Origin of the sequence: Amycolatopsis sp. NPDC052450 (genome assembly GCF_044547565.1) — a bacterium.
Classification (GTDB): domain Bacteria; phylum Actinomycetota; class Actinomycetes; order Mycobacteriales; family Pseudonocardiaceae; genus Amycolatopsis.
Map to the genome: position 1 here is coordinate 46,730 of NZ_JBIUAQ010000038.1, position 22,638 is coordinate 69,367.

General features: G+C 68.4%; 25 protein-coding genes. 17 read left to right on the forward strand and 8 right to left on the reverse strand.

Annotation, left to right across the window (positions count from 1 at the left end; all coding sequences use genetic code 11):
- Positions 1-125: 125 nt before the first annotated feature.
- The 5 genes from ACIHAO_RS37730 to ACIHAO_RS37750 form a co-directional block, all read right to left on the reverse strand.
- The gene (locus ACIHAO_RS37730) at positions 126-707 is read right to left on the reverse strand and encodes a dihydrofolate reductase family protein (protein WP_396566228.1); all 582 of its coding nucleotides are present in this window, start codon (positions 705-707) and stop codon (positions 126-128) included.
- A gap of 65 nt (positions 708-772) precedes the next feature.
- Positions 773-1,594, reverse strand: a complete 822-nt coding sequence (locus ACIHAO_RS37735) for a helix-turn-helix domain-containing protein (RefSeq protein WP_396566294.1) — start codon at positions 1,592-1,594, stop codon at positions 773-775.
- 55 nt (positions 1,595-1,649) lie between these two features.
- The gene (locus ACIHAO_RS37740) at positions 1,650-2,438 is read right to left on the reverse strand and encodes a SigB/SigF/SigG family RNA polymerase sigma factor (protein WP_396566230.1); all 789 of its coding nucleotides are present in this window, start codon (positions 2,436-2,438) and stop codon (positions 1,650-1,652) included.
- Positions 2,435-2,578 (reverse strand): hypothetical protein, encoded by a 144-nt coding sequence (locus ACIHAO_RS37745; protein WP_396566232.1) that lies wholly within the window; start codon positions 2,576-2,578, stop codon positions 2,435-2,437. Before ACIHAO_RS37745 ends, ACIHAO_RS37740 begins: the two co-directional genes overlap by 4 nt.
- Positions 2,579-2,951: 373 nt before the next feature.
- Positions 2,952-3,284, reverse strand: coding sequence for a plasmid stabilization protein (locus tag ACIHAO_RS37750; protein ID WP_396566234.1), 333 nt, complete (start codon positions 3,282-3,284; stop codon positions 2,952-2,954).
- 111 nt (positions 3,285-3,395) lie between these two features.
- On the opposite strand from ACIHAO_RS37750, the gene ACIHAO_RS37755 reads away from it, so the two are divergent.
- The gene (locus tag ACIHAO_RS37755) at positions 3,396-4,358 is read left to right on the forward strand and encodes a TIGR03557 family F420-dependent LLM class oxidoreductase (protein ID WP_396566236.1); all 963 of its coding nucleotides are present in this window, start codon (positions 3,396-3,398) and stop codon (positions 4,356-4,358) included.
- A gap of 78 nt (positions 4,359-4,436) precedes the next feature.
- Positions 4,437-4,631, forward strand: coding sequence for a hypothetical protein (locus ACIHAO_RS37760; RefSeq protein ID WP_396566238.1), 195 nt, complete (start codon positions 4,437-4,439; stop codon positions 4,629-4,631).
- Here the strand turns inward: ACIHAO_RS37760 and ACIHAO_RS37765 are convergent, their stop codons facing one another.
- Complete coding sequence (locus ACIHAO_RS37765; RefSeq protein ID WP_396566240.1) at positions 4,632-5,249, reverse strand: UdgX family uracil-DNA binding protein; 618 nt, start codon at positions 5,247-5,249, stop codon at positions 4,632-4,634.
- Positions 5,250-5,320: 71 nt separating this feature from the next.
- On the opposite strand from ACIHAO_RS37765, the gene ACIHAO_RS37770 reads away from it, so the two are divergent.
- The gene (locus ACIHAO_RS37770) at positions 5,321-6,634 is read left to right on the forward strand and encodes a cytochrome P450 (RefSeq protein ID WP_396566242.1); all 1,314 of its coding nucleotides are present in this window, start codon (positions 5,321-5,323) and stop codon (positions 6,632-6,634) included.
- Here the strand turns inward: ACIHAO_RS37770 and ACIHAO_RS37775 are convergent.
- Together ACIHAO_RS37775 and ACIHAO_RS37780 are read right to left on the reverse strand one after the other, a co-directional pair.
- A complete protein-coding gene (locus ACIHAO_RS37775; RefSeq protein WP_125788292.1) occupies positions 6,631-6,843 on the reverse strand; it encodes a helix-turn-helix transcriptional regulator in 213 nt (70 codons plus the stop codon). The genes ACIHAO_RS37770 and ACIHAO_RS37775 overlap by 4 nt on opposite strands.
- Positions 6,843-7,322 (reverse strand): DUF2975 domain-containing protein, encoded by a 480-nt coding sequence (locus ACIHAO_RS37780; protein ID WP_396566244.1) that lies wholly within the window; start codon positions 7,320-7,322, stop codon positions 6,843-6,845. Before ACIHAO_RS37780 ends, ACIHAO_RS37775 begins: the two co-directional genes overlap by 1 nt.
- A gap of 401 nt (positions 7,323-7,723) precedes the next feature.
- On the opposite strand from ACIHAO_RS37780, the gene ACIHAO_RS37785 reads away from it, so the two are divergent.
- The 14 genes from ACIHAO_RS37785 to ACIHAO_RS37850 all read left to right on the forward strand — a co-directional run bounded on the left by ACIHAO_RS37785 (position 7,724) and on the right by ACIHAO_RS37850 (position 22,451).
- Positions 7,724-8,131, forward strand: a complete 408-nt coding sequence (locus tag ACIHAO_RS37785) for a VOC family protein (protein ID WP_125794740.1) — start codon at positions 7,724-7,726, stop codon at positions 8,129-8,131.
- A gap of 142 nt (positions 8,132-8,273) precedes the next feature.
- A complete protein-coding gene (locus ACIHAO_RS37790) occupies positions 8,274-8,642 on the forward strand; it encodes a hypothetical protein (RefSeq protein ID WP_396566247.1) in 369 nt (122 codons plus the stop codon).
- Positions 8,643-9,139: 497 nt separating this feature from the next.
- Entirely contained in the window at positions 9,140-10,396 is a 1,257-nt protein-coding gene (locus tag ACIHAO_RS37795) for an ATP-grasp domain-containing protein (protein WP_396566249.1), read from the forward strand.
- 58 nt (positions 10,397-10,454) lie between these two features.
- Entirely contained in the window at positions 10,455-11,768 is a 1,314-nt protein-coding gene (locus ACIHAO_RS37800; RefSeq protein WP_396566251.1) for a lysine N(6)-hydroxylase/L-ornithine N(5)-oxygenase family protein, read from the forward strand.
- Positions 11,769-11,793: 25 nt separating this feature from the next.
- Positions 11,794-12,177: a cupin domain-containing protein gene (locus tag ACIHAO_RS37805; protein WP_396566253.1), complete on the forward strand. Its 384-nt coding sequence runs from the start codon at positions 11,794-11,796 to the stop codon at positions 12,175-12,177.
- Positions 12,178-12,179: 2 nt separating this feature from the next.
- On the forward strand, positions 12,180-13,799 hold the full coding sequence (locus ACIHAO_RS37810; protein ID WP_396566255.1) for a class I tRNA ligase family protein: 1,620 nt from the start codon (positions 12,180-12,182) through the stop codon (positions 13,797-13,799).
- A gap of 6 nt (positions 13,800-13,805) precedes the next feature.
- Entirely contained in the window at positions 13,806-15,065 is a 1,260-nt protein-coding gene (locus ACIHAO_RS37815; RefSeq protein ID WP_396566257.1) for an MFS transporter, read from the forward strand.
- A 30-nt stretch (positions 15,066-15,095) separates the two neighbouring features.
- Positions 15,096-16,859, forward strand: coding sequence for an ABC transporter substrate-binding protein (locus tag ACIHAO_RS37820; protein WP_396566259.1), 1,764 nt, complete (start codon positions 15,096-15,098; stop codon positions 16,857-16,859).
- On the forward strand, positions 16,856-18,136 hold the full coding sequence (locus ACIHAO_RS37825; RefSeq protein WP_396566261.1) for an ATP-grasp domain-containing protein: 1,281 nt from the start codon (positions 16,856-16,858) through the stop codon (positions 18,134-18,136). The genes ACIHAO_RS37820 and ACIHAO_RS37825 overlap by 4 nt, the downstream gene beginning before the upstream one ends.
- Positions 18,133-18,594, forward strand: a complete 462-nt coding sequence (locus ACIHAO_RS37830; protein ID WP_396566263.1) for a cobalamin B12-binding domain-containing protein — start codon at positions 18,133-18,135, stop codon at positions 18,592-18,594. The genes ACIHAO_RS37825 and ACIHAO_RS37830 overlap by 4 nt, the downstream gene beginning before the upstream one ends.
- The gene (locus ACIHAO_RS37835; protein ID WP_396566265.1) at positions 18,591-19,898 is read left to right on the forward strand and encodes a methylaspartate mutase; all 1,308 of its coding nucleotides are present in this window, start codon (positions 18,591-18,593) and stop codon (positions 19,896-19,898) included. Before ACIHAO_RS37830 ends, ACIHAO_RS37835 begins: the two co-directional genes overlap by 4 nt.
- Complete coding sequence (locus ACIHAO_RS37840) at positions 19,895-20,884, forward strand: asparagine synthetase A (protein WP_396566267.1); 990 nt, start codon at positions 19,895-19,897, stop codon at positions 20,882-20,884. The genes ACIHAO_RS37835 and ACIHAO_RS37840 overlap by 4 nt, the downstream gene beginning before the upstream one ends.
- On the forward strand, positions 20,881-22,125 hold the full coding sequence (locus tag ACIHAO_RS37845; RefSeq protein ID WP_396566269.1) for a glutamate synthase-related protein: 1,245 nt from the start codon (positions 20,881-20,883) through the stop codon (positions 22,123-22,125). Before ACIHAO_RS37840 ends, ACIHAO_RS37845 begins: the two co-directional genes overlap by 4 nt.
- Positions 22,122-22,451, forward strand: coding sequence for a hypothetical protein (locus ACIHAO_RS37850; RefSeq protein ID WP_396566271.1), 330 nt, complete (start codon positions 22,122-22,124; stop codon positions 22,449-22,451). Before ACIHAO_RS37845 ends, ACIHAO_RS37850 begins: the two co-directional genes overlap by 4 nt.
- Positions 22,452-22,638: the final 187 nt, after the last annotated feature.

Below are 22,638 nucleotides of genomic sequence, written 5' to 3' on the forward strand. Positions count from 1 at the left end.
CCGGCGTGTTCCTCATAATCCTTTTTTGGGGCGGTGGGGGTCGCCATTTTTTTCCTCCCCCCACACGCCTTGGCATCGCGCCACGTTTGCCGCACCCCTAACCCGAATTGCCACTCACGACCCCTTCACCGGCGCACCCGATAGCGCAGGTGAAGTACCCGGTCGCCCTGGATCACCACGTCGGGATCCTCCAGCAGATGCTGGGCGTCGACCGACCCGAAGTAGCGCTTGCCGGACCCGAACACCACAGGTACGACATCCATGCGCACCTCGTCGACCAGGCCCGCGGCAAGTACCTGGCCTCCGACGTCGCCGGCGGCGACCTCGACCAAGCGGTCACCCGCGAGTTCCTGCGCCTTGGCCACGGCCGCCTCGACTCCGTCGACGAAGTGGAACGGCGCCTCCGGGTCCCAGCCCTCGGGCGACGGCCGGTGCGTCACGACGACCACGTGGTCGATCCCGCTCGGAGGCTTCCCGTCCCAGCCGTCCGTCAGGTCGAAGACGTGGCGGCCGGCGATCGTCACCCCGATCTGGTCCCAGTAAGGCCGGGTGTGGTCGTAGGAGGCCTGCGACACCTTCAGCGCGCCGCTCTCGTCCAACGGGACGTCACCGCCGGACAACCAGTCGAACAGCGGCCCCGGCTGGTCGTTCTCGTCCGCGACGAAGCCGTCCACCGACACCGAGCCGTACATGACCACCTTGCCCACCGGGCTCTCCTCTGCTTGGCGAGCCCTCAAATTAGCGTGTCGCGAGCCGCCGTTCTTGTAAGAAATCAATCGGCGGGCAGCGGCCAGCCGTCCAGCGTGTGGCCGGGATGTTCGCGCAGGAACCGCCGCCGGACTTCGAGATACCGGGTCGGGGTGAGCCCGGTGAACTCCCGGAACTCGTGGCCGAAGTGGGCCTGGTCGAAGTAACCCGCGCCACCGGCGAGGTCGCCCCAGTCGACCGGTCCGGTGGGGTCGATCGCGAACACGGTGGCGGTGAAGCGGTAGGTGCGGGCCAGCCGCTTCGGCGTGACGCCGACGAGCTCCTTGAACCGCCGTGCCAGATGAGTACCGCTGACACCGGCCGCCTCGCTCAGGTCGCCGATCGCCACCGCCCCGCCTGCCGCCGCGATGACGCTGCTCGTATGGCGGACCAGCCCCAGGCCGTCGGTTTCGCACAGCCGCCGCATCAGCTCCTCTTCGAGCAGCGTCAGCATCTCGTGCGGTCCGTCCGCGGTCGCCAGCCGATCCCGCAGCTCGGTGACGGCGGGCCGTCCCCAGACCTGCTCCACCGTCACCGGCCGGTCACACAGCTCGGCCGCGGGCATCGGCAGGAACGGTGCCGGTCCCCACGGCTTGAAGTGCACGCCGACGGACCGGGTCCGTGCCGGATAGCCGAACTCCCACGCGCGCGTGGGAGTGGTGACCACGCAGCCGTCGGCGTACTCGGCCGTCTCGAGGTCGGTGACGGCACGGATCCGGAACGGCGCCCCGAGGTTGACGATGAGCAACGCCGACGGCGACGGCGGTAGCGTCAGCCGGGCATACGGCGGCGAACCCTCCAGGTAGTAGAGGTCGTCGATCAGCCCGTCCAGCGGCGGTCGCGGCACTCTGGACACGTACTTCACGCACCCAGCATCGCATTGCGCGCCGGGATGCGGAGCCTTACTCCGAGAGCTTGCCCCGCAACTGGTCCAGCGTCTGCGCGAGAAGGCGTGACACGTGCATCTGCGAGATGCCGATCCGTTCCGCGATCTGCGTCTGCGTGTAGCCGCCGAAGAAGCGCATCACGAGGATCGCGCGCTCCCGTTTCGGGAGCTCCCGGAGCAGCGGTTGCAGCGCTTCGTGGTTCTCCACCAGAGCCATCTCGTGGTCCTCTTCGCCGATCGTGTCGGCGAGCGAAAGGGCCTCGGTGGCGTTGTCATGGACCGGCTTGTCGACCGACAACGTCTGGTACGCCTGGCCTGCGAGCAGCCCTTCGCGCACTTCGTTGATCTCGAGCCCGAGGTACTCGGCGAGTTCGGTCGGGGTGGGCGCGCGGCCGAGCCGCTGCGACAGCGCGGCCGTGCCCTGGCTGAGCGAGACGTGGAGTTCCTTGAGCCGCCTCGGTACCCGGACCGACCAGCCGGTGTCCCGGAAATGCCGCCGGACCTCGCCCATGATGGTCGGGACGGCGAAGGAGAGGAAATCGTGCCCGCGGGCGGGATCGAAACGATCGACCGCGTTGATCAGGCCGATCCGCGCCACCTGCACCAGATCTTCCCTCGGCTCGCCCCGGCCGGAGAACCGGGTGGCGATGTGCTCGGCGAGCGGCAGCAGTTCGGTGACGAGGCGGGCACGCAGATCCTGGCGGCGTCCGGAGTCCTCCGGCAACGAGGACATCTCGTCGAAGAGCGCTTCGCAATGAGCGTAGTCGTCCGCTTGCCGCGTGAGGGTCTTGCGCTCGCCGCTCACCCGTCGCTCGTTCCCGGGGCCAGGACGAGGTCGATCGTCGTCGTACCCCCCAGTTCGCCGGGAATCGGCTCGCATCGCGCGGCCACCGATCCGGCCAAGGTCGTCAGGACGTGCCAGCCGAACGTCGTCTCGCTCGGCAAGAAGGGCTTCGTCGTCCGTGTCGAGATCGAGACGGCGATTCCTTCCGGTACCTCGTGAAACACACAACAAAGTACGGCTCCCAGTGCAGCGGGCTGGACAAGTTGGGAACAGGCTTCGTCGACGGCCATCTTCGCGTCTGAAATGGCGTCCAAGCCGAAGTCCGCACGGGACACCACACCGTGGGTGAGCGTGCGGACAAGGGGAATCTGCTCCGCCTCGGCAGGAAGGCGGAGTTCGACCCGGTCGGACAGTCCGTCCGACTGTGGCCGGGTTTGGGGAGTCAGGCCGCCCCGTCCGTGTGCATCCATTACGAAACCCATCCGTCCGTGGCCGTGGGGTGATCGCGGCGGGGACCCGCCGCGAGACGCGTGATCAACGGCCCAGGGCGCGCTGAAGCTCCTTTTTGGACATCTTCGACCTGCCCTCGACGTTGCGTTGCTTCGCTTCGTTGTAGAGCTGGTCCTTGGTCGGGCCGTTCGGGCCCAAGCGGTTCCCGGACCGTATGCCGCCCCGCCGCTGAGGTGACATGTCCTGGAGGGATGTCCGGCTCGCCTCGCGCGCCTCGCCCGCCTGCGCGCGGTTCTTGTTGACCGTGCGCGCGGCGATCTCCTCGGCCCGGTCGGTGCTCGCCCCCCGCTCCTCGGCCGAATCCTTGATGTGCTCGTACTGACGTTCTCGTTTGTCGCTCCAAGCCTGCTGCGGCATCGCGCCTCCTCTCTTCCCCGGGTCAGGTACCCCATTCGATTCGCCGGATAAACGTCCGGTTGACCTCGGGAACGGGCGGGTACGCGGGGGTCGGACGCGAAGGAGGCTTCAATGCGCATCGGCTACACACTCATGACCGAACAAACCGGCCCGAAGGACCTGGTGAGCTACGCCGCCGGGGCCGAGAAGGCGGGTTTCGACTTCGAGGTGATGAGCGACCACTATTCGCCCTGGCTGGACGCGCAGGGACATTCGCCGTACGCGTGGAGCGTGCTGGGAGCGGTCACCCAGAGCACCGAACGGGTCGAGCTGATGACCTTCGTGACGTGCCCGACCATGCGTTATCACCCGGCGGTGGTGGCGCAGAAGGCGGCGACCGTGCAAGCGCTGTCGGACGGCCGGTTCACGCTCGGGCTCGGCGCGGGGGAGAACCTCAACGAGCACGTCGTCGGACGCGGCTGGCCGCCGGCGAACGTCCGCCACGAGATGCTCGCCGAGGCGATCCAGATCATCGGCGGGCTGTTCGACGGCGGGTACTTCAACTACGCGGGTGACCACTTCCGGGTGGACTCGGCGAAGCTCTGGGACCTCCCGGAACAGCGCGTCCCGATCGCCGTCGCGGTGTCCGGGTCGCAGTCGGTGACGCGGTTCGCGCCGATCGCCGACGCGATGATCGCGGTGGAACCGGACGGATCGCTTGGCCGGGAGTGGGACGCCACCAAACTCGGCCCGCCCACCAGGAAGATCGCGCAGATGCCGGTGTCCTGGGGTGAAGACCGCGACGCCGCGATCCAGCGGGCGCACGAACAGTTCCGCTGGTTCGCCGGCGGCTGGAAGGTCAACGCCGAACTGCCGGGGCCCGCGGGGTTCGCCGGGGCCACCCAGTTCGTCAAACCGGAGGACGTCGCCGCGGCCATCCCGTGCGGATCCGACGTCGACCGGATCGTGAAGCAGGCGGGCGAATTCGAGGCGGCCGGGTTCACCGACCTCGCCCTGATCCAGATCGGCGGCGACCAGCAGGAAGGCTTCCTCCGGTTCGCCGAGGACACGCTGCTCCCGGCGTTGCGGGGGTGATTCACTCGGACAGGAGTGTGCGAACCCGCGGACGCGGGTACCAGTGCGACACGTCGTCCTTCACCCAAGGGGGAACTGATGAACAACGAACTCGGGCTTCATCCGGTACCCGACCTGTTGCCGGAAGGCCAGGACACGCCGGAGCAGGAGGCGATCCGCCGCAAGGCGGCGCTCGCCGTGGCTTCACGGGCGAGGAGTGCCGAAGACTGCGCCACCCTGCTGGACATGCTCGGACTGCACGACGGCAGCAGCCGTAGCTCCGAAGTGGCTTGATCAGCCACCGCGCGCCGTGACGAGGTCCGCGACGAAGGCCTGATAGGCCTCGTCGCGGTCCGGCGCGCGCAGCACCGCGGACGGATGCACCGTGGCGACCGCGGTGAGGTCGAACTCCGCCAGCTCGATCCGCTCCCCGCGGCTTCGTGTGATGCGGAAGTCGTCGCCGAGCAGCGCCTTCGCCGCGGTCGCGCCGAGGAAGATCAGCAGCTCCGGATGGACCGCCGCCAGTTCGGCGTGCAACCACGGACGGCACGCGACGATCTCGGTCTTCGACGGCGTCTTGTGGATACGCCGTTTACCGCGTTCGTCGCGTTTGAACTTGAAGTGCTTGACCGCGTTGGTGACGTAGATCTTTTCGCGGTCGAAGCCCGCTTCGTCGAGAGCCCGGTCGAGCAGCCGCCCGGCGGGCCCGACGAACGGGGCGCCCGCCCGGTCCTCCTGGTCGCCGGGTTGTTCGCCGACCACCATGATCTCCGCTGTGCGCGGGCCTTCACCGAAGACGGTCTGGGTCGCGTCGCGGTAGAGGTCGCATCCGCGGCAGCCGGCCGCCGCCGAACGGAGCTTGCCGAGATCGGCGGTCTCCGGCGGATCCGCCCCGGGTGCCTTGGTCGCCATGGGGCCCGGATTCCCCGCCCGGCCGTGGGACAAACCGGTTACGTGAACGCCGCGACGGGTAGTCCGCCGGTATGGCGACCAAGATCGAACCAGTCATCGCTTCCGTCCAGGACACCGTGCGTGTCGCACTGCGGGTCGTGCTGCCCACGCTCGCGGGCGGCGTGATCAAACGGCGGCCGCTGGGGATGGCCGCGGCCCAGAAACTCCAGCTGGACCGCTCCGCCGTGCGCCTGTTGTGCGGGCTTCGCTCGCAGTACGGTCCGGGGCCGCTGCGCCTGCGGGTGCCCGGCCGCTCGATCGATCTGGCGTTGTCCGGCGAAGACGTCGGCGAGGTGCTCGCCGCCAGTCCGGTCCCGTTCAGTCCGTCGACCAAGGAGAAGCGGGCGGCGCTGGGACACTTCCAGCCACACGGCGTGCTGATCTCGGACGCGGTGGACCGGCCGCCGCGCCGCGAACTCAACGAGGAGGTCCTCGAACCGGGCAGGCCGTTGCACGACCTCGCCGTCCCGTTCGCCTCGGCGATCGCCGAGGAAGCGGCATCGCTCTGGGACGGCGGCACCCTCGACTGGGACTCCTTCAACGTGGCCTGGTGGCGGATGGTCCGCCGGGTCACTCTCGGTGACTCCGTGGTGGACGACGAAGGCCTCACCGACGCGCTCGCCCGCCTGCGGAAGGACGCGAACTGGGCGTACGCGCACCCCCGGCGCGACCGGCTCCACGATCAGTTCCGCACCCGGCTCATCGGCCATCTGGAACGGGCGGAGCCGGGCAGTCTCGCCGAAGCCATCGCCTCGGCGGGCCCGTCGGGCGAGCGGACGATGGAGGTCGTCGCCGACCAGGTCGCCCACTGGCTCTTCGCGTTCGACGCCGCCGGGATCGTCACCTTCCGCGCGCTCGCGTTGCTGGCGACCCATCCCGCCGCGCTGGAACGCGCCGGCGAGGAGGTCGCCGCCGCCGACCTGACCGTGCCGAACCAGTTCACCTACCTGCGCGCGTGCGCCCTCGAATCGGTGCGGCTGTGGCCGACCACTCCGGCCCTGCTGCGCGAGAGCACGGCCGAGACCGCTTGGGGTCCCGCGGGGACGACGATCCTGATCTTCGCCCCGTTCTTCCACCGAGACCCCGAATCCCTGCCCTACGCCGACCGGTTCGAACCCGGAATCTGGCTCGACGGCAGCGCGGCGGCCAATCCGGCGCTGGTCCCGTTCAGCGCCGGACCGGCGATCTGCCCCGGCCGGGATCTGGTGCTGTTCTGCGCGAGCACGATGCTGGCGCACCTGATCCGGGATCGCCGCTTCGAACTGGCCTCCGGCGCCGTGCTCGGGCCGGAGCGGCCACTTCCCGCGACGCTGGACAACTTCCACCTGAAGTTCTCGACGGCTTAAGACTCGTCTTCGACCCACTCGAGAAGATCGCCGGGCTGGCATTCGAGCACCCGGCACATCGCTTCGAGCGTGCTGAACCGGACGGCCTTGGCGCGCCCGTTCTTCAGCACCGCCACGTTCGCCGGGGTGAGCCCGACGAGTTCGGCGAACTCGCCGACACTCATCTTGCGTTTGGCCAGTTCGACGTCGATGCGGACGACGATCGGCATCAGATCACCTGTTCCAGATCGGACCGCAGGGTCGTGGCCTGGCGCAGCAGCGTGCGCATCACGACCATCAGAAGGCCCAGCACGGCGACGCCGATCAACGCCAGGAACAACAGCAGCGGCAGCCCCGGGTCTTCGGCGTTGAAGCCGACGTAGAGGAACACACCCGCCAGCACCACCCAGCCGGCGAGGATCGCCCACACGATGGCGTCCACCCACCGCAGGGACGCCTCGGTGAAGATCCGGTCCTTCTTGACCAGGGTGAGCAGTTGCCAGGTGGCGACGACCACCACCTGCACGCACAGCACCCAGAAGACGGAGACCGCCGTCGCCGGCCAGCGCAGGTACGCCATCTCCGGGTCCTGCCGTGCCATATGCGCGAACTGGCCCGGTAGAGACATGGTCTGGAAGAGGACCAGGATCCCGAACAGCAGCAGGAGGAACACTCTGAGCGGCCCGACGGCCCGTTGCCCTGTGATCATACATCGAGTTTCGCGCGTTATCTATCGAAAGTCAATCGGTTGGTGTCGAGGGTCGGTGGATCATGGGTGGCGCGGGTCGCCGGCGGTGGCGATCCCGGCGGGGCGGGGCCGACGGTGGAGGATTTCGGACGCTCAACGTCCCAAATCCTCCACCGTCGCAAGCTGCGGGTGAGCGGGGAGGATTTGGGACGTTCAACGTCCCGAATCTTCCCCGCTCACCGGCGCGCTGAGTCGAGGTAACGCGGAGGTGTCCAGGTGGAAGCGCGGGAATCGCTCACCGCATTCGGTGAAGGGGTTGAATTTTCGTTGCGCGAAGGAATTCACCCGCCGGTAGCTCAGCCGTTGTCGCGCCAAGAACGGTCTGCCAGGATGCTCGTGACCCGACCAGAAGGAGCGTTCCAGTGGCTTCCCGTCTCAATCCTTACATCAGCTTCGCCGGTGACGCCCGGCAGGCCATGGAGTTCTACAAGTCGGTGTTCGGCGGAGAACTGACGCTGAATACGTTCGGTGAATCCGGGATGGCCGGTTCGCCGGTGGAGGACCAGATCATGCACAGCCAGCTCGACACGCCGAGCGGCTACACGATCATGGCGTCGGACACGCCGCCGGGAATGGAGCACAAACCGGGTACCAACCTGTCGGTCAGCCTCAGTGGTGATGACAGCGGGGAATTGCGCGGATACTGGGAGAAACTGTCGGCCGACGGCACGGTTTCGGTCCCGTTCGAAAAGCAGATGTGGGGTGACGAATTCGGTGCCTGCACCGACAAGTTCGGCATCTCGTGGATGGTGAACGTCATCCAGTCCTAGGGCTTTCCGGCCCGACCGCCCCCTGCCGAAGTTCCCGGCTTCCGGGACTTCGGGCCTCGATAACGCGATTCTTGTCATGGCACCGGTGAAATCGCCGTTCTCCTCCGGAGAGGGTCCGGCGGTTTCATCGGGAGGCAAGGATATGAACAGGATGATCGCGGCACTGCTGGTTTCGGCGGGCGCCGTCGTTTCCGTTGTGGGACTGGCCGGTTGTGGTACACCGACCGCCGGTACGCCGATCACCGTGGTGCGCGAGATCGCACCTCCCTCGACCATCACCGCCGTCGTCCTCGCTCCGCCGCCGCCCGCTTCGGTGGTCGTGGTGGAGCCACCGACGACGGTCACCCGGGCGCCTGCCGTCCGGCGCCTCACTTCGTGTCAGGTGCTTCTCGCCGAGGGCTACTCCTTCGAGTACGCGTTCAGCGCCTGGGTGACCGCGGGCCGTCCGCTGAGCTGGGACGCCGACCGTGACGGATACCCGTGCGAGCAGTCCTACGGGAACCGGAACTAGCAGTAAGGCAAACGCGCCGGCAACGCCTCTTGCGTGATGCCGGGTTTGAGGTACATGAAGGAGCCCTTCCTATACCTGGGCGCAAGGATGGGGCCCTTCATGTACTCAGCATGGCGTGAAGGTCGAGTTTCCTCGGCTGAGCCGAGGCAAGGGGGCCTTCACGCGTTGTCGCTGTAGTGCCGAGGCTCCGGGTGGCGTATTTGCCTGCCCCAGCATCGGCTCGGGCCGAGCTCAGCCCGGCATGTAGTGAAGGGCGCCTTCCCTACTCTCAGGGTAGGGAAGGAGTCCCTCACGGACCTGCGATCCCGACCCACCCGCCGTAGGTAGCTAAGACACCTTCGGGTTCTAACCCGAATCGCCACTTACGACCCCCTCGCGCCTGACGTGCCCCCACCACGCGTCGGCGTTGATTGTTCTTCCCGAATCAAGGGTTCCGGTCAACCCGTCCCCGGGATGTAGTAGCCCGCGACGAAGCGACGGGCTGGTGGGGAGAGGGAATGAGCTCAGCGGAGGGTGTTGTCCTGGTGATCGGCTGCGGAGCGCGGCCGTACCGGGAGTACCTGTTGGCGTCGGCCGGGCACCGGCATCCCTTGTGGCTGTTCACCGGGACCGAGCCGACCTGGCAGGAGCGCTACATCACCGGCGCGACAGTGCTGGACACGCAGGATCAGGACGCCGTGCTGGCCGAGGCCCGCGCGCTCCACGCCGCGACGCCGGTGCTCGGCGTGGTGTCCTGGGACGAGGCGTTGATCGTGGCGGCGGCACACGTCGCGGACGAACTCGGTGTGCCGGGCCCGGGGATTTCCGCGATCGAGGGCTGCCGTGACAAGTGGTTCAGCCGCCGGACGCTCACCGCGGCGGGCGTCGCCCAGCCCGATTTCTGTTTCGTGCACGACGAGGACCAGGCGGTCCGCGTGGCGGAGCGGATCGGGTTCCCGGTCGTGGTCAAGCCGCGCGGGGGAGGCGCCAGCATCGGCGTCAGCCTCGCGGAAGACGCCGGCGCGGTGCGGAAGGCGTTCCACACCGCCGAGGACGCCAGTTTCGACGGCTCTCCCGCGTACATGGGCGGAGCGCTGGTCGAGGAGTACCTGAGCGGTCCGGAGATCAGCGTGGACGGCGCCGTCGTGGACGGTGAGTACACGCCGATGTTCGTGGCGCGCAAGACGGTCGGCATGCACCCGTACTTCGAGGAACTCGGTCATCTGGTCAGCTCGGCGGACGAACTGCTCGCCGATCCGGCCCTGTGCTCGACGCTGGCCCGCGCGCACAGCGCGATCGACTTCCGGTACGGCATCACCCACACCGAACTCAAGCTCACCGAACGCGGACCGGTGATCGTGGAGATCAACGGCAGGCTCGGCGGGGACCTGATCCCGTTGCTCGCCAAGTTCGCGACCGGGGTCGACCCTGGCGCGGCCGCGGTCGACGTCGCGCTCGGCATGCGTCCCCATCTTCCGCACGAGGCCGAGCCCCGGTGGGTCGGCGTGCGGTTCGGCTACCCGAAACAGGACTGTGTCGTCGAGTCCGTGTCCGTCCCGGGTTCCCTGCGGGACAACGGAATCCTCGCCGCCGACGCGCTCGTCGAGCCGGGCGCGCGGCTGCGCCTGCCGCCGGCGGCGTTCATCTCGCGGCACGCGTACGTGATCTGCGCGGGCGCCGATCCCGAAGACTGCGAGGCGGTTCTGGACAAGGCCATGGCCCAGGTCCGGCTGACCGCGCACCCTCTGCTGCCCGCGGTCGCCACCGGTGGCTGACCGAGCACACGCACCGCAGAACACCTTCCCAGCACTCTCAACGATGGCGGAGCAAACAATGGCGAACCGTGATGTCGAGCTGCTCGCAGTCGGAGCAGGACCGTCCAACCTGGCCCTCGCCGTGGCGCTGGAGGAGCTCGCGCCCGGCCTGGCCCGCGAATCGGTCCTGCTCGAACGCGACGAAGAGGTCTCCTGGCAGCGGGGGATGCTCCTGCCGGAGGCGCTGTCGCAGGTCTCGTTCCTCAAGGACCTGGTGACCCTGCGCAATCCGCGCAGCCGCTTCTCCTTCCTCAACTACCTGCACGCCACCAACCGGCTCAACGAGTTCGTGAACATGGGCAGCTTCGTCCCGTACCGGGTGGAGCTCGCCGACTATCTCAAGTGGACGGCCGACTCGCTTTCGCTGGTCGATCTGCAGCGCGGCCGGGAATGCCGCGAGATCACTCCCGTGTGGACGGACGGCACGCTCAACGGATGGGACACCCGCGTCGCCGACGGCGAGGTCATCCGCAGCCGATACCTGGTGGTCGGTGCCGGCCGGGACGCGCGGATCCCCGACCGGCTCCGGACGGTGAACCAGGACCGTGTCATCCACAGCACGCAGTACCTGCCGCGGATCGCGAAGCTGCGCAAGGACCTTCCGTACCGCGTCGCGGTGATCGGCGCCGGGCAGAGCGCGGCGGAACTGTTCAGCTCGGTGCAGACCGACCTGCCCGAATGCAAGCCGACCATGGTGATGCGTTCGATCGGCCTGAACTACTACGAGAGCAGCAAGTTCAACAACGAGCTGTTCTTTCCGTCCCATGTGGACACGTTCTTCGGCTCACGGCCGGAAGCCCGCGAGCAGATGCTCAAGGAGATGCACCACACGAACTACTCCGGGCTCGCGCCGGGCACGATGGACGCGCTCTACCGCTCCGTCTATTTGGACCGCCTCTCCGGCCGCTCCCGGCTCAAGATGATCACCATGGCCGACCTCACCGACGCCCGTGACGAGGGTGACGAGATCGTGCTGGAGCTGACCGACCGGCGCACCGGCGAGACGCAGGAACTACGCACCGACCTCGTGCTGCTCGGCACCGGTTTCTCCCCGGAGATGCCGAAGATGGTCCAGGAGATCGCGAAGTCGATCGGCCTCTCGGAGATCAAGGTGACCCGCGACTACCGGCTGGAGATCGACCAGCCCGCCACCGCGGCCGTGTACCTCCAAGGCGTCAACGAGGCCACGCACGGGATCGCGGACTCGCTGTTGAGCGTCCTCGCCCCGCGTGCCAACGACATCCTGCAGGACATCCTCACCCTCCGCGGCGAAAACCCTTCGGTGCCGCCGCAGCCGACGTCGGACACCGCGCCCATCGTCGCCACCCGCTGAGTCCCAGGAAAGGAAGAAGACAGTCATGGAGATCCGTCCGCTCGAGCGGGAAAAGATGGTCTTCGAGAACGGCGCCTACGGCCAGCGGCTCCTGCCGTGGGCCGCGCTGAACGCGCCGTTCGAAGGCGCATGGGTCACGGTGCCGGCACACGGCGCGACGGGTGCGCATTCCCACCACGAGTACGAGATCTTCATCGCCGTCAACGGTGAGGCGGTCGTCGAGTCCGGGGGAGAGCGCCGCGCCTTCCGCCCCGGGGACGTCGAGTTCCACCAGCCCGGCACGGAGCACCGCATCCTCAACGACGGCGCGGAGGACTTCGAGATGTACGCGATCTGGTGGGACTCCGACATGACGGCCAAATTCGCCGCCCGGCACGCAGCGCAGGCGTCCGACCAGGCAGTGTCGTGACCATGGCCGACAAGCGACCGGTGGTGATCATCGGCGGCCCTCCGACGTCCAACGGAGACCTGCACATCGGGCATATCGCCGGCCCGTACCTCGGTGCCGACGTGCACCGGCGGTACCTGCGGGCGGCGGGCCGCGAGGCCGTGTTCGCCTCGTGCACCGACGACAGCCAGACCTATCTCGTCACCAGCGCGGCCAGGGTCGGGCTGACGCCACCCGAGCTGGTGGAGCAGTCGACCGAGAACATCCAGCGCACGTTCGAGGCGATGGGTGTCGAGGTCGACGGCTTCTCGCCGACCGACGACGGCTACAAGGCGCTCGTCTACGACTACGTCAAACGTTTGTATGACAAGGGAAAGCTCCGCCTGCGCAAGGTGCGGCTGCCGTACAGCGAGAGCAAGGGCGAGTTCCTGGTCGAAGGTTTCGTCGGCGGTGGCTGCCCGACGTGCCTCGCCGACAGCCGCGGCGGATTCTGTGAAGGTTGTGGGCATCCGATCGACTTCGACGCCCTGATCGAGCCGTACTCGGTGCTCGACCCCGCCGACGAGGTGACTTACCGCGAGACCGAGATCATGGTCTTCCCCGTCTCGGAGTATCGCGAGCAGCTCCTCGCCTACTACGAGGAGCGCGGTCCCGCTTGGCGGCCGCACGTGCTCGGGCTCATGCGGGAACTGCTGGCCGGGCCGTTGCCCGATTTCGCGATCACGTACCCGGTGAAGTGGGGGCTGCCGGCGCCGTTCCTCCAGACGCCGGGGCAACGGCTCAACGCGTGGGTCGAGGGTATGCCCGCCTCGATGTACTGCACCGAGTACGCGTTGCGGCGCAACGGGAAGCCGAAGGCCGCCGACGACGACGCCTGGCTCGCGGAGAACGACGCGCGGGTCGTGGTGTTCATGGGGTTCGACCCGCTGTTCACCTGGGGTGTCGTCCACGTCGCCGAGCTGATGGCCCTAGAAGGTCGCTACGTCCTCCCGGACACGCTGCTGGTCAACGAGTTCTACGAACTGGAGAACGAGAAGTTCTCGACCAGCAAGGGACACGTGGTCTGGGCTCGGGACCTGGCGGCCGAGGTGCCCCGCGACATCGCGCGGTTCCACCTCAACCTCACCGCCCCCGAGTTCGCGCGGACCACCTTCTCCCGCGCCGCGCTGGAGAAGGTCGCGGGGGAGCGGCTGGTCGCGCCCTGGAACGAACTCGCCGAGACGCTGGCCAAACTCACCGCCGAGGTCGGCGGGGAGAACGGTTCGCTCCCGGTTTCGACCGAGGCCACGGAACGCGCCGCCGCGATGGTCTCCCGGTTCGCCTTGAACTACGAACTCGAGGACTTCAGCCTCAGCCGGGCGGCCGATCTGGTGGTGCAGCACGTCGAACGCCTGCGGGCGGCGACGGAACGCACGCTGAAGGGCAACCTCGACCAGGAGATGCTCCGCGCGAGGCTCGGCGACCTCTTCCTCGAACTGCGGGCACTGATCGGCTGCGCGTCGCCGATCCTGATCGACCTCGCCGAGCGTGCCGCCGAGGCGGGCGGGTTCGAACCCCGGATCGCCGCGGCCGCCTTCGACGTCACGCACACCACGGCCTTCACCGTGCCACCACTGGAATTCTCCCCGACGAGCGAGGTCTGAGACCCCATGTCACTCGACAGCACCCTCTCCCCCGACGTGGCCCGGAGTTCCCGGCTCGCCGAACGCCTGCTGGTGCCGGCGGGCTTCGTGACCACGGCGGGCAACGCGTTCCAGATCACCGCGGCCGCGATCCTGGTCTTCCACGCCGAACAGACCACCCTCGCCGTCGGCTGGCTGTTCATCGCGGTGTCCATCCCGCAGGTCGCGCTCGCCGTCCTGTTCGGCAAACTGGTCGACAAGGTCGACCGCCGGATGCTGTGCGTGGCGGCGGATCTGGTGAGCGCGATGACCGCGCTGGCGCTGCCGCTGTGGCTGTGGATGGGCGGCCCGGCGAACCTGGGTTCCTACATCGCGAACTTCATGCTCGCCTGCACCGCGGCGTTGTTCATGCCCGCGAGCAACGGCCTGATCAAGGAACGGATCCGGGACGAGCGGCTCGGGAAGTTCAACTCGCGTTTCGAGATGGCGAGCAACTCCGGCATGCTGCTGGCGTCCTCGCTGGCGGGCTTCCTGGTGATCTGGTTCGGTGCCACGCCGTTGTTCGTGTTCAACTCGCTGAGCTTCGTCCTCTCGGCCGTGCTGGTCTACGCGATCGGCCGCAAACCGGTCAAGACGCCGGTGACCGTCGAGACCACCACGACCGAAACCCCGTCGACGCCGGTCGAGACGCCGGTGCGCCAGCCGGTGAAGCGGCTCGCGCTGTTGTACGCCAACGGGAACATCGGCCTGATGGTCGCCAACGTCATCCTCACGACGCTGATCCTGCAGACCTTCAACCAGGGCGCCTGGATGATCGGGGTGGTCGACGCGCTCGCCGGTGCCGGGTTCATCATCGGCGCCGCGGCGTACGGCAAGGTCAGCAAGCGGTTCAAGGGTATCCACCTCGCCGTGCTCGGCACGCTCGGCAACCTGATCTGCCTGGCGATCCAGCCGTTGCACTACATCGCGCTGATGGCGGCGATCCCGTTCGCCGGGTTCTGCTTCGCGCAAGGCCGGATCGCGGCCCGCACCCTGCTGATGCGGGCCAGCCCGGAAGAGCGCGTCGGCCGGATCTTCGGCGGCACCCAGGCATTGGGCCTCGGGCTCGGTGTCGGCGCGACGGTCGTGCTGTCCTCGCTGGCGGACGCGACTTCCGTGCCCTACGCCTTCTGGGGGCTGGCTCTCCTGCAGGGCGCGATCGTGATCGGTACCTACTTCAGTCTGGCGAAACCGTTGTCGGCGCAGGAAAAGCGGCCGGCCGAGGTTCTCGAGGCGACCGCCGCCTGAGCGCGGCGACGAGCGGAGGAAACGAAAGTCATGACGGAAAAGCCGATCAAGGGCGGCGTGGCGACCTGGGCCTGCCTGCCCGGATTCCCGCCGGCGATCATCTTCCCGTTCACCCCCGGTGAGCGGTACGGCATGCGGAACCTCTACGAGTTCCAGATGCTGATGTACCGGCCGCTGTACTGGCTCGGCCGCGACGGCGAGCCGACGGTCGACCACGACCTCAGCATCGGCGAGGAGCCGGTGTGGGACGAAAGCGGCCGCACCTGCACGGTCCGCATCAAGCCGTGGAAGTGGTCCAACGGCGAGACGGTCTGCGCGGACAACGTCATCTTCTGGGTCAACATGCTGAAGGTGAAGGGGCCGAAGTTCGGCGCCTACACCGAGGGGTTCTTCCCGGACAACCTGGTGTCGTTCGAGAAGGTGGCCGAAGACAAGGTCAGTTTCACCTTCGACAAGGCGTATTCGAAGAACTGGATCCTGCTCAACCAGCTCACCATGATCACGCCGATGCCGAAGGCATGGGACCGCACCGCGGACGGACCCGCCGACGCCACGCACGACATCGGCCAGGCCGAAGCCGTGTACGAGTACCTGATGGCGGAGAACGGCGACCCCGTCGCCGAGGACAACAGCCACCGTACCCGCTGGGCGGACAGTCCTGTGTGGAGTGTCGTCAACGGGCCGTGGAAGCTGAAGAGCTACACCGAAGAAGGCGTCGTCACCTTCGTCCCGAACGAGCACTACAGCGGCCCGAACCCCGCGCACCTCGACGAACTGCGCCAGGTGCCGACGTCGTCCGACGAACAGCAGTACGCGCTGCTGGAGTCGGGCGACGTCGAGGTCGGCTTCCTGCCGCTGGGCATGGGTGTCCAGCCGGACGGCGACCCGGCCAAGGGTGGCCCCAACCCGCTCGGCGACGGCTTCCAGCTGGAACCGCAGATCCTGTTCACCATCAACTTCATCGCGGTGAACTTCGGCAACCCGACCATCGCCGGCCACCTGATCCGGCAGCCGTACGTCCGGCAGGCGCTGCAGAGCTGTCTCGACCAGGAATACGGCGCGCGCGAGATCTACCAGGGCTACGGATGGAGTCAGACCGGCCCCATCCCGGTGCTGCCGACGAGTGACCTCGTCTCGCCGAAGATCACCGAACGGGGCGGCTTCTGGCCGTTCGACCTGGAGAAGGCGCGGATCCTGCTGTCCGAGAACGGCTGGGACGTCAGCGTTTCCCCGGCGGTCTGCGTGCGCCCCGGCACCGGCCCCGGTGAGGCGGGGGAGGGCATCCCGGCGGGCACGGAACTGAGTTTCTCGCTGCGGTACTGGGAAGGCAGGCCGGCGCTGACCCGGCTGATGGAGCAACTGCGCGACAACGCGGCCAAGGCGGGTATCGAGATCCGCCTGCAGGAAGTGATGGGCTCGGTCCTAGTGGCGCAGGACGGCCCCGGTGAGGCACGGATGTGGGAGCTGTCCTGCTGGGGCGGCGGCTGGGTCTACAACTATCCGACCGGCGAGAACCTGTTCCAGAGCGGGGCTTCCTGCAACTTCAGCAACTACCGCGACGCCAAGGCGGACGAGCTGATCGCGAAGACGGTCACCTCCGACGACCTCGAAGCGCTGCACGAGTACCAGGAGTACATCGCCGACCAGGCCCCGGTGATCTTCATGCCGACGTTCCCGCGGCGGTTGTTCGAGGTCAAGGGCAACCTGCGCGGGTTCTCGCCGATCAACCCGTACGGGCTGATCAATCCCGAGAACTGGTACTACGTCGAGAACACAGCGGAGGCCGAGTCATGACGAGGCCGGTGCTGTTGGTCGGGTTCGTGGCCGCGGCGCTGGGTTCGTCCATCAAGGACTTCCAGCCCGACGGCTCGGTGATCTTCGTCGAAGAACCCGACGTCGTCCGCAAACGCGACGCGCGGAAGACCGTCGCCGGTTCGGCCCTGGTGCGCGAGCTGATCGAATGGGAGTTCCACCTGCCGGGCAAGGCGGACGAGTTCTACCACGTCCACCACGACCTCGACCCGGCCGCGGTGGTGCCGCTGACCGAGTACGCGACCCCGTTCGCGGCCCGGCTCGCGGAGCGTTACGGCCTGCCGGGCGCGGGGTTCGGCGCGGCGGGGATCCTGCGGGACAAGGCGGTGCTGCGCCTGGTCAGCCGGGCGGCGGGGATCGCGAACCCGGCTTCGGCGCGCGTCGAAAGCCCGGCGCAGGTCCGCGAGTTCATGGCGCGGCATCCGGGGAAGATCGTGCTGAAGCCCGCGAACCGGCAGGCATCGGTGGGGACCCAGGTGCTGACCGACGAGGCCGAGGCCGAGCGGGCGTGGGCGAACTGTGTCGTGCAGGACGAGGGGGTCTTCGTCCCGGACCGCGCGATGGAACTGAAGATGCTGGCCGAGAGCTTCGTCGAGGGCGACGAGTACAGCGTCGAGATGCTGCTGCGGGACGGTGAGCCGCTGTTCGCCAACGTCACCGGCAAGCAGCTGTTCCCCGGTCCGCGCCCGATCGAGCTCGCGCACATCGTCCCGGCCGACATCCCGGACGCGCTGACCGCGCTGCTGACCGAGGAGACCCGGCGTCTCACCCACGCGGCCGGGTTCCGCACCGGGATCGTCCACTGCGAGTGGATCGTCTCGGACGGCGTCCCGTACCTGGTCGAATGCGCCGGGCGGTTCGCGGGCGACGGCATCATCGAGCTGATCCAGCGTGCCTACCCGGTCGAGCTCAACCGCGCCTACTTCTCGGTGATGAAGGACGAGCCGGTCGCGGACCTTTTGCCGCGCAAGGCCGAACGCGGCGCGGCCGTCCGGTTCCTCTCGATCGAGCCCGGGCTCGTCGAGGACGTGCGCGGAGTGGAAAAGGCGTCGCAGTCCGAAGGCGTGTTCATGTGCGACGTCGGTGTTTCGGCGGGTGACCGGTTCGGCGGGCTGCGCAGTTCGTGGGACCGCGTCGGCGATCTGATGGTGACCGCGGACAGCCCGGCGGAGGCGTCGCGCCTGGCCGAAGAGGCGGTCGCGCTGATCGAGATCGACGTGCGGCCGGATCGCGAAGAGAGGGAGAACGCCGCACCATGACCATCGAAGCCGTCCAGTCCGCGCTTCCGGACGCCGGTCTCGACGTGATCGTCACCGGGCTCTCGTCGGACGCGCACACCTGGAACCTGGTGTACCTCGAGCTGTTGCTGGAGGAGCTGGGCTGCCGGGTGACCAACCTCGGCGCCTGTGTGCCGGACGCGGTCATCGTGCGCGAATGCGCCGCCCGGCGGCCGGATCTGGTGGTGATCAGCAGCCTCAACGGGCACGGCCGCCAGGACGGCGTCCGGTTGATGGAAGCCTTCCGCGCGCGGGGGGAGCTGGTCACGACGCCGGTCGTCATCGGCGGGAAGCTCGACGTCACGGGCGGCAGCAACGCGGCACGGTTGCTGGAGGCCGGTTTCGACGCGGTGTTCGAGGACTCCGGCGGCCTGACCCCGTTCCGCACCTTCCTCCGCACGCTGTCCGTACGCACCGGTGTCCCGCTGGGCGCCGGATGAGCGTGCTCGCCCCACCGCGGGGACTTTCGTTCGGCGCGGTGATCGCGCGTCACCACGCCAAGGGAGACCTGGTCGTCCAGCCCCGGATGGGGTTCGCCGATCCGGGGCGGATGACCAGGGGGTTGCTGGCGACGAGGGCGGCTCGGGCCGCGACGGTCGGCACCATCACGATCGACAGCTACACCAGGGTCGGCGACCACGAGGCGGCCCGCGCGGCGCTGGCCGCCGGCGCCGATCTCAACGGGTACCCGCTGGTCGACCACGATCCCGCGACGACGACGGCGTTGCTCGACGGCGTGCTGACCAGGGACTTCCCGGTGCAGATCCGGCACGGTTCGGCGGACCCCCGCCGGATCGTGCGGACGCTGCTGGACTTCGGGCTGCACGCGACCGAGGGCGGGCCGGTGTCGTATTGCCTGCCGTACAGCCGGATGCCGCTCTCGGCGGCCGTCGACAACTGGCGGCGGTCGTGCGAAACGCTGGCCGAAGCCCGGGGCCCCGAGCTGGAGCCGCATCTGGAGACCTTCGGCGGCTGCATGATGGGCCAGCTGTGCCCGCCCGCGCTGCTGGTGGCGCTGAGTGTGCTGGAGGGGATGTTCTTCTGGCGGCACGGGATCCGCTGCCTGTCCTTCAGCTACGCGCAGCAGACCCACGCCGGGCAGGACGAGGAGGCCGTCGCCGCACTGCAGGCGCTGATCAGGGAATACGTGCCGCACGCGCGGACCCATGTGGTGATCTACGGCTACATGGGCGTCTATCCGAGGACCCCGGACGGCGCGCTCGCGCTGATCGGGGAGTCCGCGCGGCTGGCCGCGCGCACCGGGGCGAGCAGGCTGATCGTCAAGACCACCGCCGAAGCGCACCGGCTGCCGACCGTGGCCGAGAACGTGACCGCGCTGGAACACGCCGCCGAGGCCGCACGGGGCGTGTCCCGCATCGGCCGTCTCGGCGACACCGGGATCCACGCGCAGGCGAAAGCGTTGGTGGACAACGTCCTTTCGCTCGACAGCGACCTCGGCAGGGCGCTGGTCGCCGCTTTCGCGCGGGGCCAGCTGGACGTCCCGTTCTGCCTGCATCCGGACAACGCCGGCCGCGCGCGTGGCCGGCTGGACGCCAGTGGCCGCCTCGAATGGCAGCGGATCGGCGCGATGCCGCTGGGCGACCTCGTCGACCTGCCCGCGGACCGGCGGATGACCTCGAGCGACCTGCTGGACGCGCTGCGGTACGTCGAGCGGTCGTTCGACGAGAAGTACGGGCTGCCCGGAATCGAGACTGTACAACCAATACAGGGGAGTGGAACATGACCGGAACAGTGGGCCTACCGCCGGGCACCCGCGAGCACCTGACGTCACCGGTGACGCAGGCGGCGTTGCGCATCCAGAACAGCATCACCGCGGGCACCCGCGAGTACCTCGGGATGAACGGGTTCGTGGAACTCCAGCCGCCGCTGATCGGACCGGTCACCGACCCTGGTTGCCGCGGTGCCAAACAGGTCGACGTCGACTACTACGGGCACAAGTACAAGATGATGACCAGCGTCATCCTGTACAAGCAGGCGTCGTTGCTCGCGTTCGACAAGATCTTCTACGTCGCCCCGAACGTGCGGCTGGAGCCGCTGGAGACCTCGACCACCGGACGGCATCTGGTCGAGTTCACCCAGATCGACGTCGAGGTCGCGCGGGCGAGCCGCGAGGAGGTCCTCGACATCGCCCAGGGCCTGCTCCGGCACGTGGTCGCGTACACCCTGCGTGAGTCCAAAGTGGACCTCGCCACGCTGGGCCGGGACCAGGCGGCGTTCACGGCACTGCTCGAAGAGGACTTCGAGCGGATGACGCACCGCGAGGCGGTGTCGCGGTTGCAGAGCCTGCGGCACGGGCAGAGCGCCGACGCGGAGATCGACTGGCAGGGCGAGCGGATCATCTCCGAGCAGACGAACCGGCCGTTCTTCATCGTCGACTACCCGAAGGGGTCGCGCGGGTTCACCGACGGCGAGTCCAGCACCGAACCCGGGGTGCTGCGGAACTTCGACCTCATCGCCTCGGACGGATTCGGCGAGCTCTGCAGCGGCGGCGAGCGCACGCACGAGTACCGGCGGCTGATCGAACGGATGCGGGAGACGGGGGAGAACCCGGCGAAGTACGCCTGGTACCTCGACCTCGCCCGCGAGGGGCTGCCGCCGAGCGCGGGCTTCGGGATGGGACTCGAGCGGGTGACGCGGTACATCGCCGGGCTGGACGCGGTCTGGCAGGCCAACGCGTATCCGAAACTGCCGGGGATCGCGGCGCCGTGATCACCGCACGGCAGCTCCCCGAAGACGCGATCCGCGCCAGGGCGCGGGAAGGCAGCGCGGCGATCTTCCCCGACGTCGCGGGATACGGCCGGTCGCTGTTCGGCGCGGACGTCGAATCGACTACCGACGAACTCGACCGCGCGCGGATCGTGCCGCCGGTGTTCGTCCCGCGACGCCTGGAGAAGATGTTCGACCTCGCCCGCGAACCGGTCTACGGCGACGTCGGACTGTCGACCGTGCTCGGCGGCTTCACCGCGCCATCGCCGGTGTTCCTGTGCGCGTTCGGTTCCACGCAGGTGGCGGGCAGCGGGCTCGGGATCGCCGCGAGCGAGCAGGCCGGCAGGCTCGGGATGCCGATGGTGATCGGCGAGAACGTCGTACCCATGCACGGATACGGTCGCATGGGCGAAAAGGCCGAAGACGGCCTGCTCGGCCGGATCCGCGCGTACGCCGGCGCGGTGCCGGACGGGCTCGGCGGCGTCGTCGTCCAGCAGAGCACCGAAGACGCCGACGCGGAGGTGTGGAACCTCGTCTACAGCGACCCGTCCGCGACGAAACTGCTGGAAACCGGGCGGCTGGCGTTCGAGCTCAAGGTCGGCCAGGGGGCCAAACCGGGCCTCGGCGGGATGACCGTGCTCTCGCGCACGGCCGCGGGCGAGGTCGCCGAACAGTACACAGTGGACGAAGCCTTCGGCGACGACACGGCCATGGTGCTGCGGTCCAGCAGTCCCGGCACCTTCACCGGGGAGATCCTGCGCCAGCAGATCCACCTGATGCGCAACAACTACCCGCGCGCCCGCGCCTGGGTGAAACTGCACCCGGGCCGCGACGTCGGTGAGGCCGCGCAGGTCGCGTGGGCGGCGGGCGCGGACGCCGTCACCGTGGACGGTGCCGAGGGCGGCACCGGCTGGGCGCCCTCGGTGTTCCTCGACCAGGTGGGGTTGCCGCTCGTGGAATGCCTGCGCCGGGTCGGCAAGCATGACGCGTCGCTGCTGGTGTCGGGGCGGATCTGGGAAGGGGCCCGAGCGCTGAAATGCCTGGCGATGGGCGCCTCCGCGGTCGGCCTCGGCCGGGCGGCGCTCCTCGCCGTCGACGAGGACGCGACCGAAGGGCTCGTGCGGCTGGTGCGCTGCCTCGAACTCGAACTGCGGCTCCTGGCCAGCGCGCTCGGGAAGTACGACCTCGCGGATCTCACCTCGGACGACCTGTGGTTCCCGACTCGAACGGAGCAGCACGGATGATCAACTACGACGGGAAACGGTTCCGCAAGGTCAGCACCGACCCGAACGCGCCGGTCACCCTGTACCGGCAGAAGGACGACCTCGTGTGGGCCGAACTGACCGGCGGCGGTGTGCGGCTCGGGTCGCTCACCGGGAAGTGCGGCGAGGACGGGACCATCGACATGGCGTACACGATGGTCCTGGCCAGCGGCCAGGTGATCGCGGGGCACAGCACGAACACTCCGGAGTTCTTGCCGGACGGGCGGATCCGGCTGAACGAGGTCTGGGAGCGGTACGGGACTCCCGGCTCTCGCGGAACCTCCGCCATCGAAGAGGTCGCGGAGTAGGCCATCACGCGCGTTCGGGGGTGCGAAGTGCGGACCTGCGGGCGTGGTGGTCCGTGAAGGCCTCCTTGAGGGACCCAGAGTCCCTCAAGGAGGCCTTCACGGACTTACCGGTACCCTCGCCTTTTCTATCGGCCGAATGGCGATTCACGCGACCGAAAAGGGCAGTCGAGGGGGCTGAACGGCGCAC

What these genes read in the sequence shown, in the direction of transcription:
- ACIHAO_RS37750 (WP_396566234.1), bottom strand. Translation starts at nt 3,284, where the DNA reads ATGCCGCAGCAGGCTTGGAGCGACAAACGAGAACGTCAGTACGAGCAC.
- ACIHAO_RS37755 (WP_396566236.1), top strand. Translation starts at nt 3,396, where the DNA reads ATGCGCATCGGCTACACACTCATGACCGAACAAACCGGCCCGAAGGAC.
- ACIHAO_RS37760 (WP_396566238.1), top strand. Translation starts at nt 4,437, where the DNA reads ATGAACAACGAACTCGGGCTTCATCCGGTACCCGACCTGTTGCCGGAA.
- ACIHAO_RS37765 (WP_396566240.1), bottom strand. Translation starts at nt 5,249, where the DNA reads ATGGCGACCAAGGCACCCGGGGCGGATCCGCCGGAGACCGCCGATCTC.
- ACIHAO_RS37770 (WP_396566242.1), top strand. Translation starts at nt 5,321, where the DNA reads ATGGCGACCAAGATCGAACCAGTCATCGCTTCCGTCCAGGACACCGTG.
- ACIHAO_RS37775 (WP_125788292.1), bottom strand. Translation starts at nt 6,843, where the DNA reads ATGCCGATCGTCGTCCGCATCGACGTCGAACTGGCCAAACGCAAGATG.
- ACIHAO_RS37780 (WP_396566244.1), bottom strand. Translation starts at nt 7,322, where the DNA reads ATGATCACAGGGCAACGGGCCGTCGGGCCGCTCAGAGTGTTCCTCCTG.
- ACIHAO_RS37790 (WP_396566247.1), top strand. Translation starts at nt 8,274, where the DNA reads ATGAACAGGATGATCGCGGCACTGCTGGTTTCGGCGGGCGCCGTCGTT.
- ACIHAO_RS37795 (WP_396566249.1), top strand. Translation starts at nt 9,140, where the DNA reads ATGAGCTCAGCGGAGGGTGTTGTCCTGGTGATCGGCTGCGGAGCGCGG.
- ACIHAO_RS37800 (WP_396566251.1), top strand. Translation starts at nt 10,455, where the DNA reads ATGGCGAACCGTGATGTCGAGCTGCTCGCAGTCGGAGCAGGACCGTCC.
- ACIHAO_RS37805 (WP_396566253.1), top strand. Translation starts at nt 11,794, where the DNA reads ATGGAGATCCGTCCGCTCGAGCGGGAAAAGATGGTCTTCGAGAACGGC.
- ACIHAO_RS37810 (WP_396566255.1), top strand. Translation starts at nt 12,180, where the DNA reads ATGGCCGACAAGCGACCGGTGGTGATCATCGGCGGCCCTCCGACGTCC.
- ACIHAO_RS37815 (WP_396566257.1), top strand. Translation starts at nt 13,806, where the DNA reads ATGTCACTCGACAGCACCCTCTCCCCCGACGTGGCCCGGAGTTCCCGG.
- ACIHAO_RS37820 (WP_396566259.1), top strand. Translation starts at nt 15,096, where the DNA reads ATGACGGAAAAGCCGATCAAGGGCGGCGTGGCGACCTGGGCCTGCCTG.
- ACIHAO_RS37825 (WP_396566261.1), top strand. Translation starts at nt 16,856, where the DNA reads ATGACGAGGCCGGTGCTGTTGGTCGGGTTCGTGGCCGCGGCGCTGGGT.
- ACIHAO_RS37830 (WP_396566263.1), top strand. Translation starts at nt 18,133, where the DNA reads ATGACCATCGAAGCCGTCCAGTCCGCGCTTCCGGACGCCGGTCTCGAC.
- ACIHAO_RS37835 (WP_396566265.1), top strand. Translation starts at nt 18,591, where the DNA reads ATGAGCGTGCTCGCCCCACCGCGGGGACTTTCGTTCGGCGCGGTGATC.
- ACIHAO_RS37840 (WP_396566267.1), top strand. Translation starts at nt 19,895, where the DNA reads ATGACCGGAACAGTGGGCCTACCGCCGGGCACCCGCGAGCACCTGACG.
- ACIHAO_RS37850 (WP_396566271.1), top strand. Translation starts at nt 22,122, where the DNA reads ATGATCAACTACGACGGGAAACGGTTCCGCAAGGTCAGCACCGACCCG.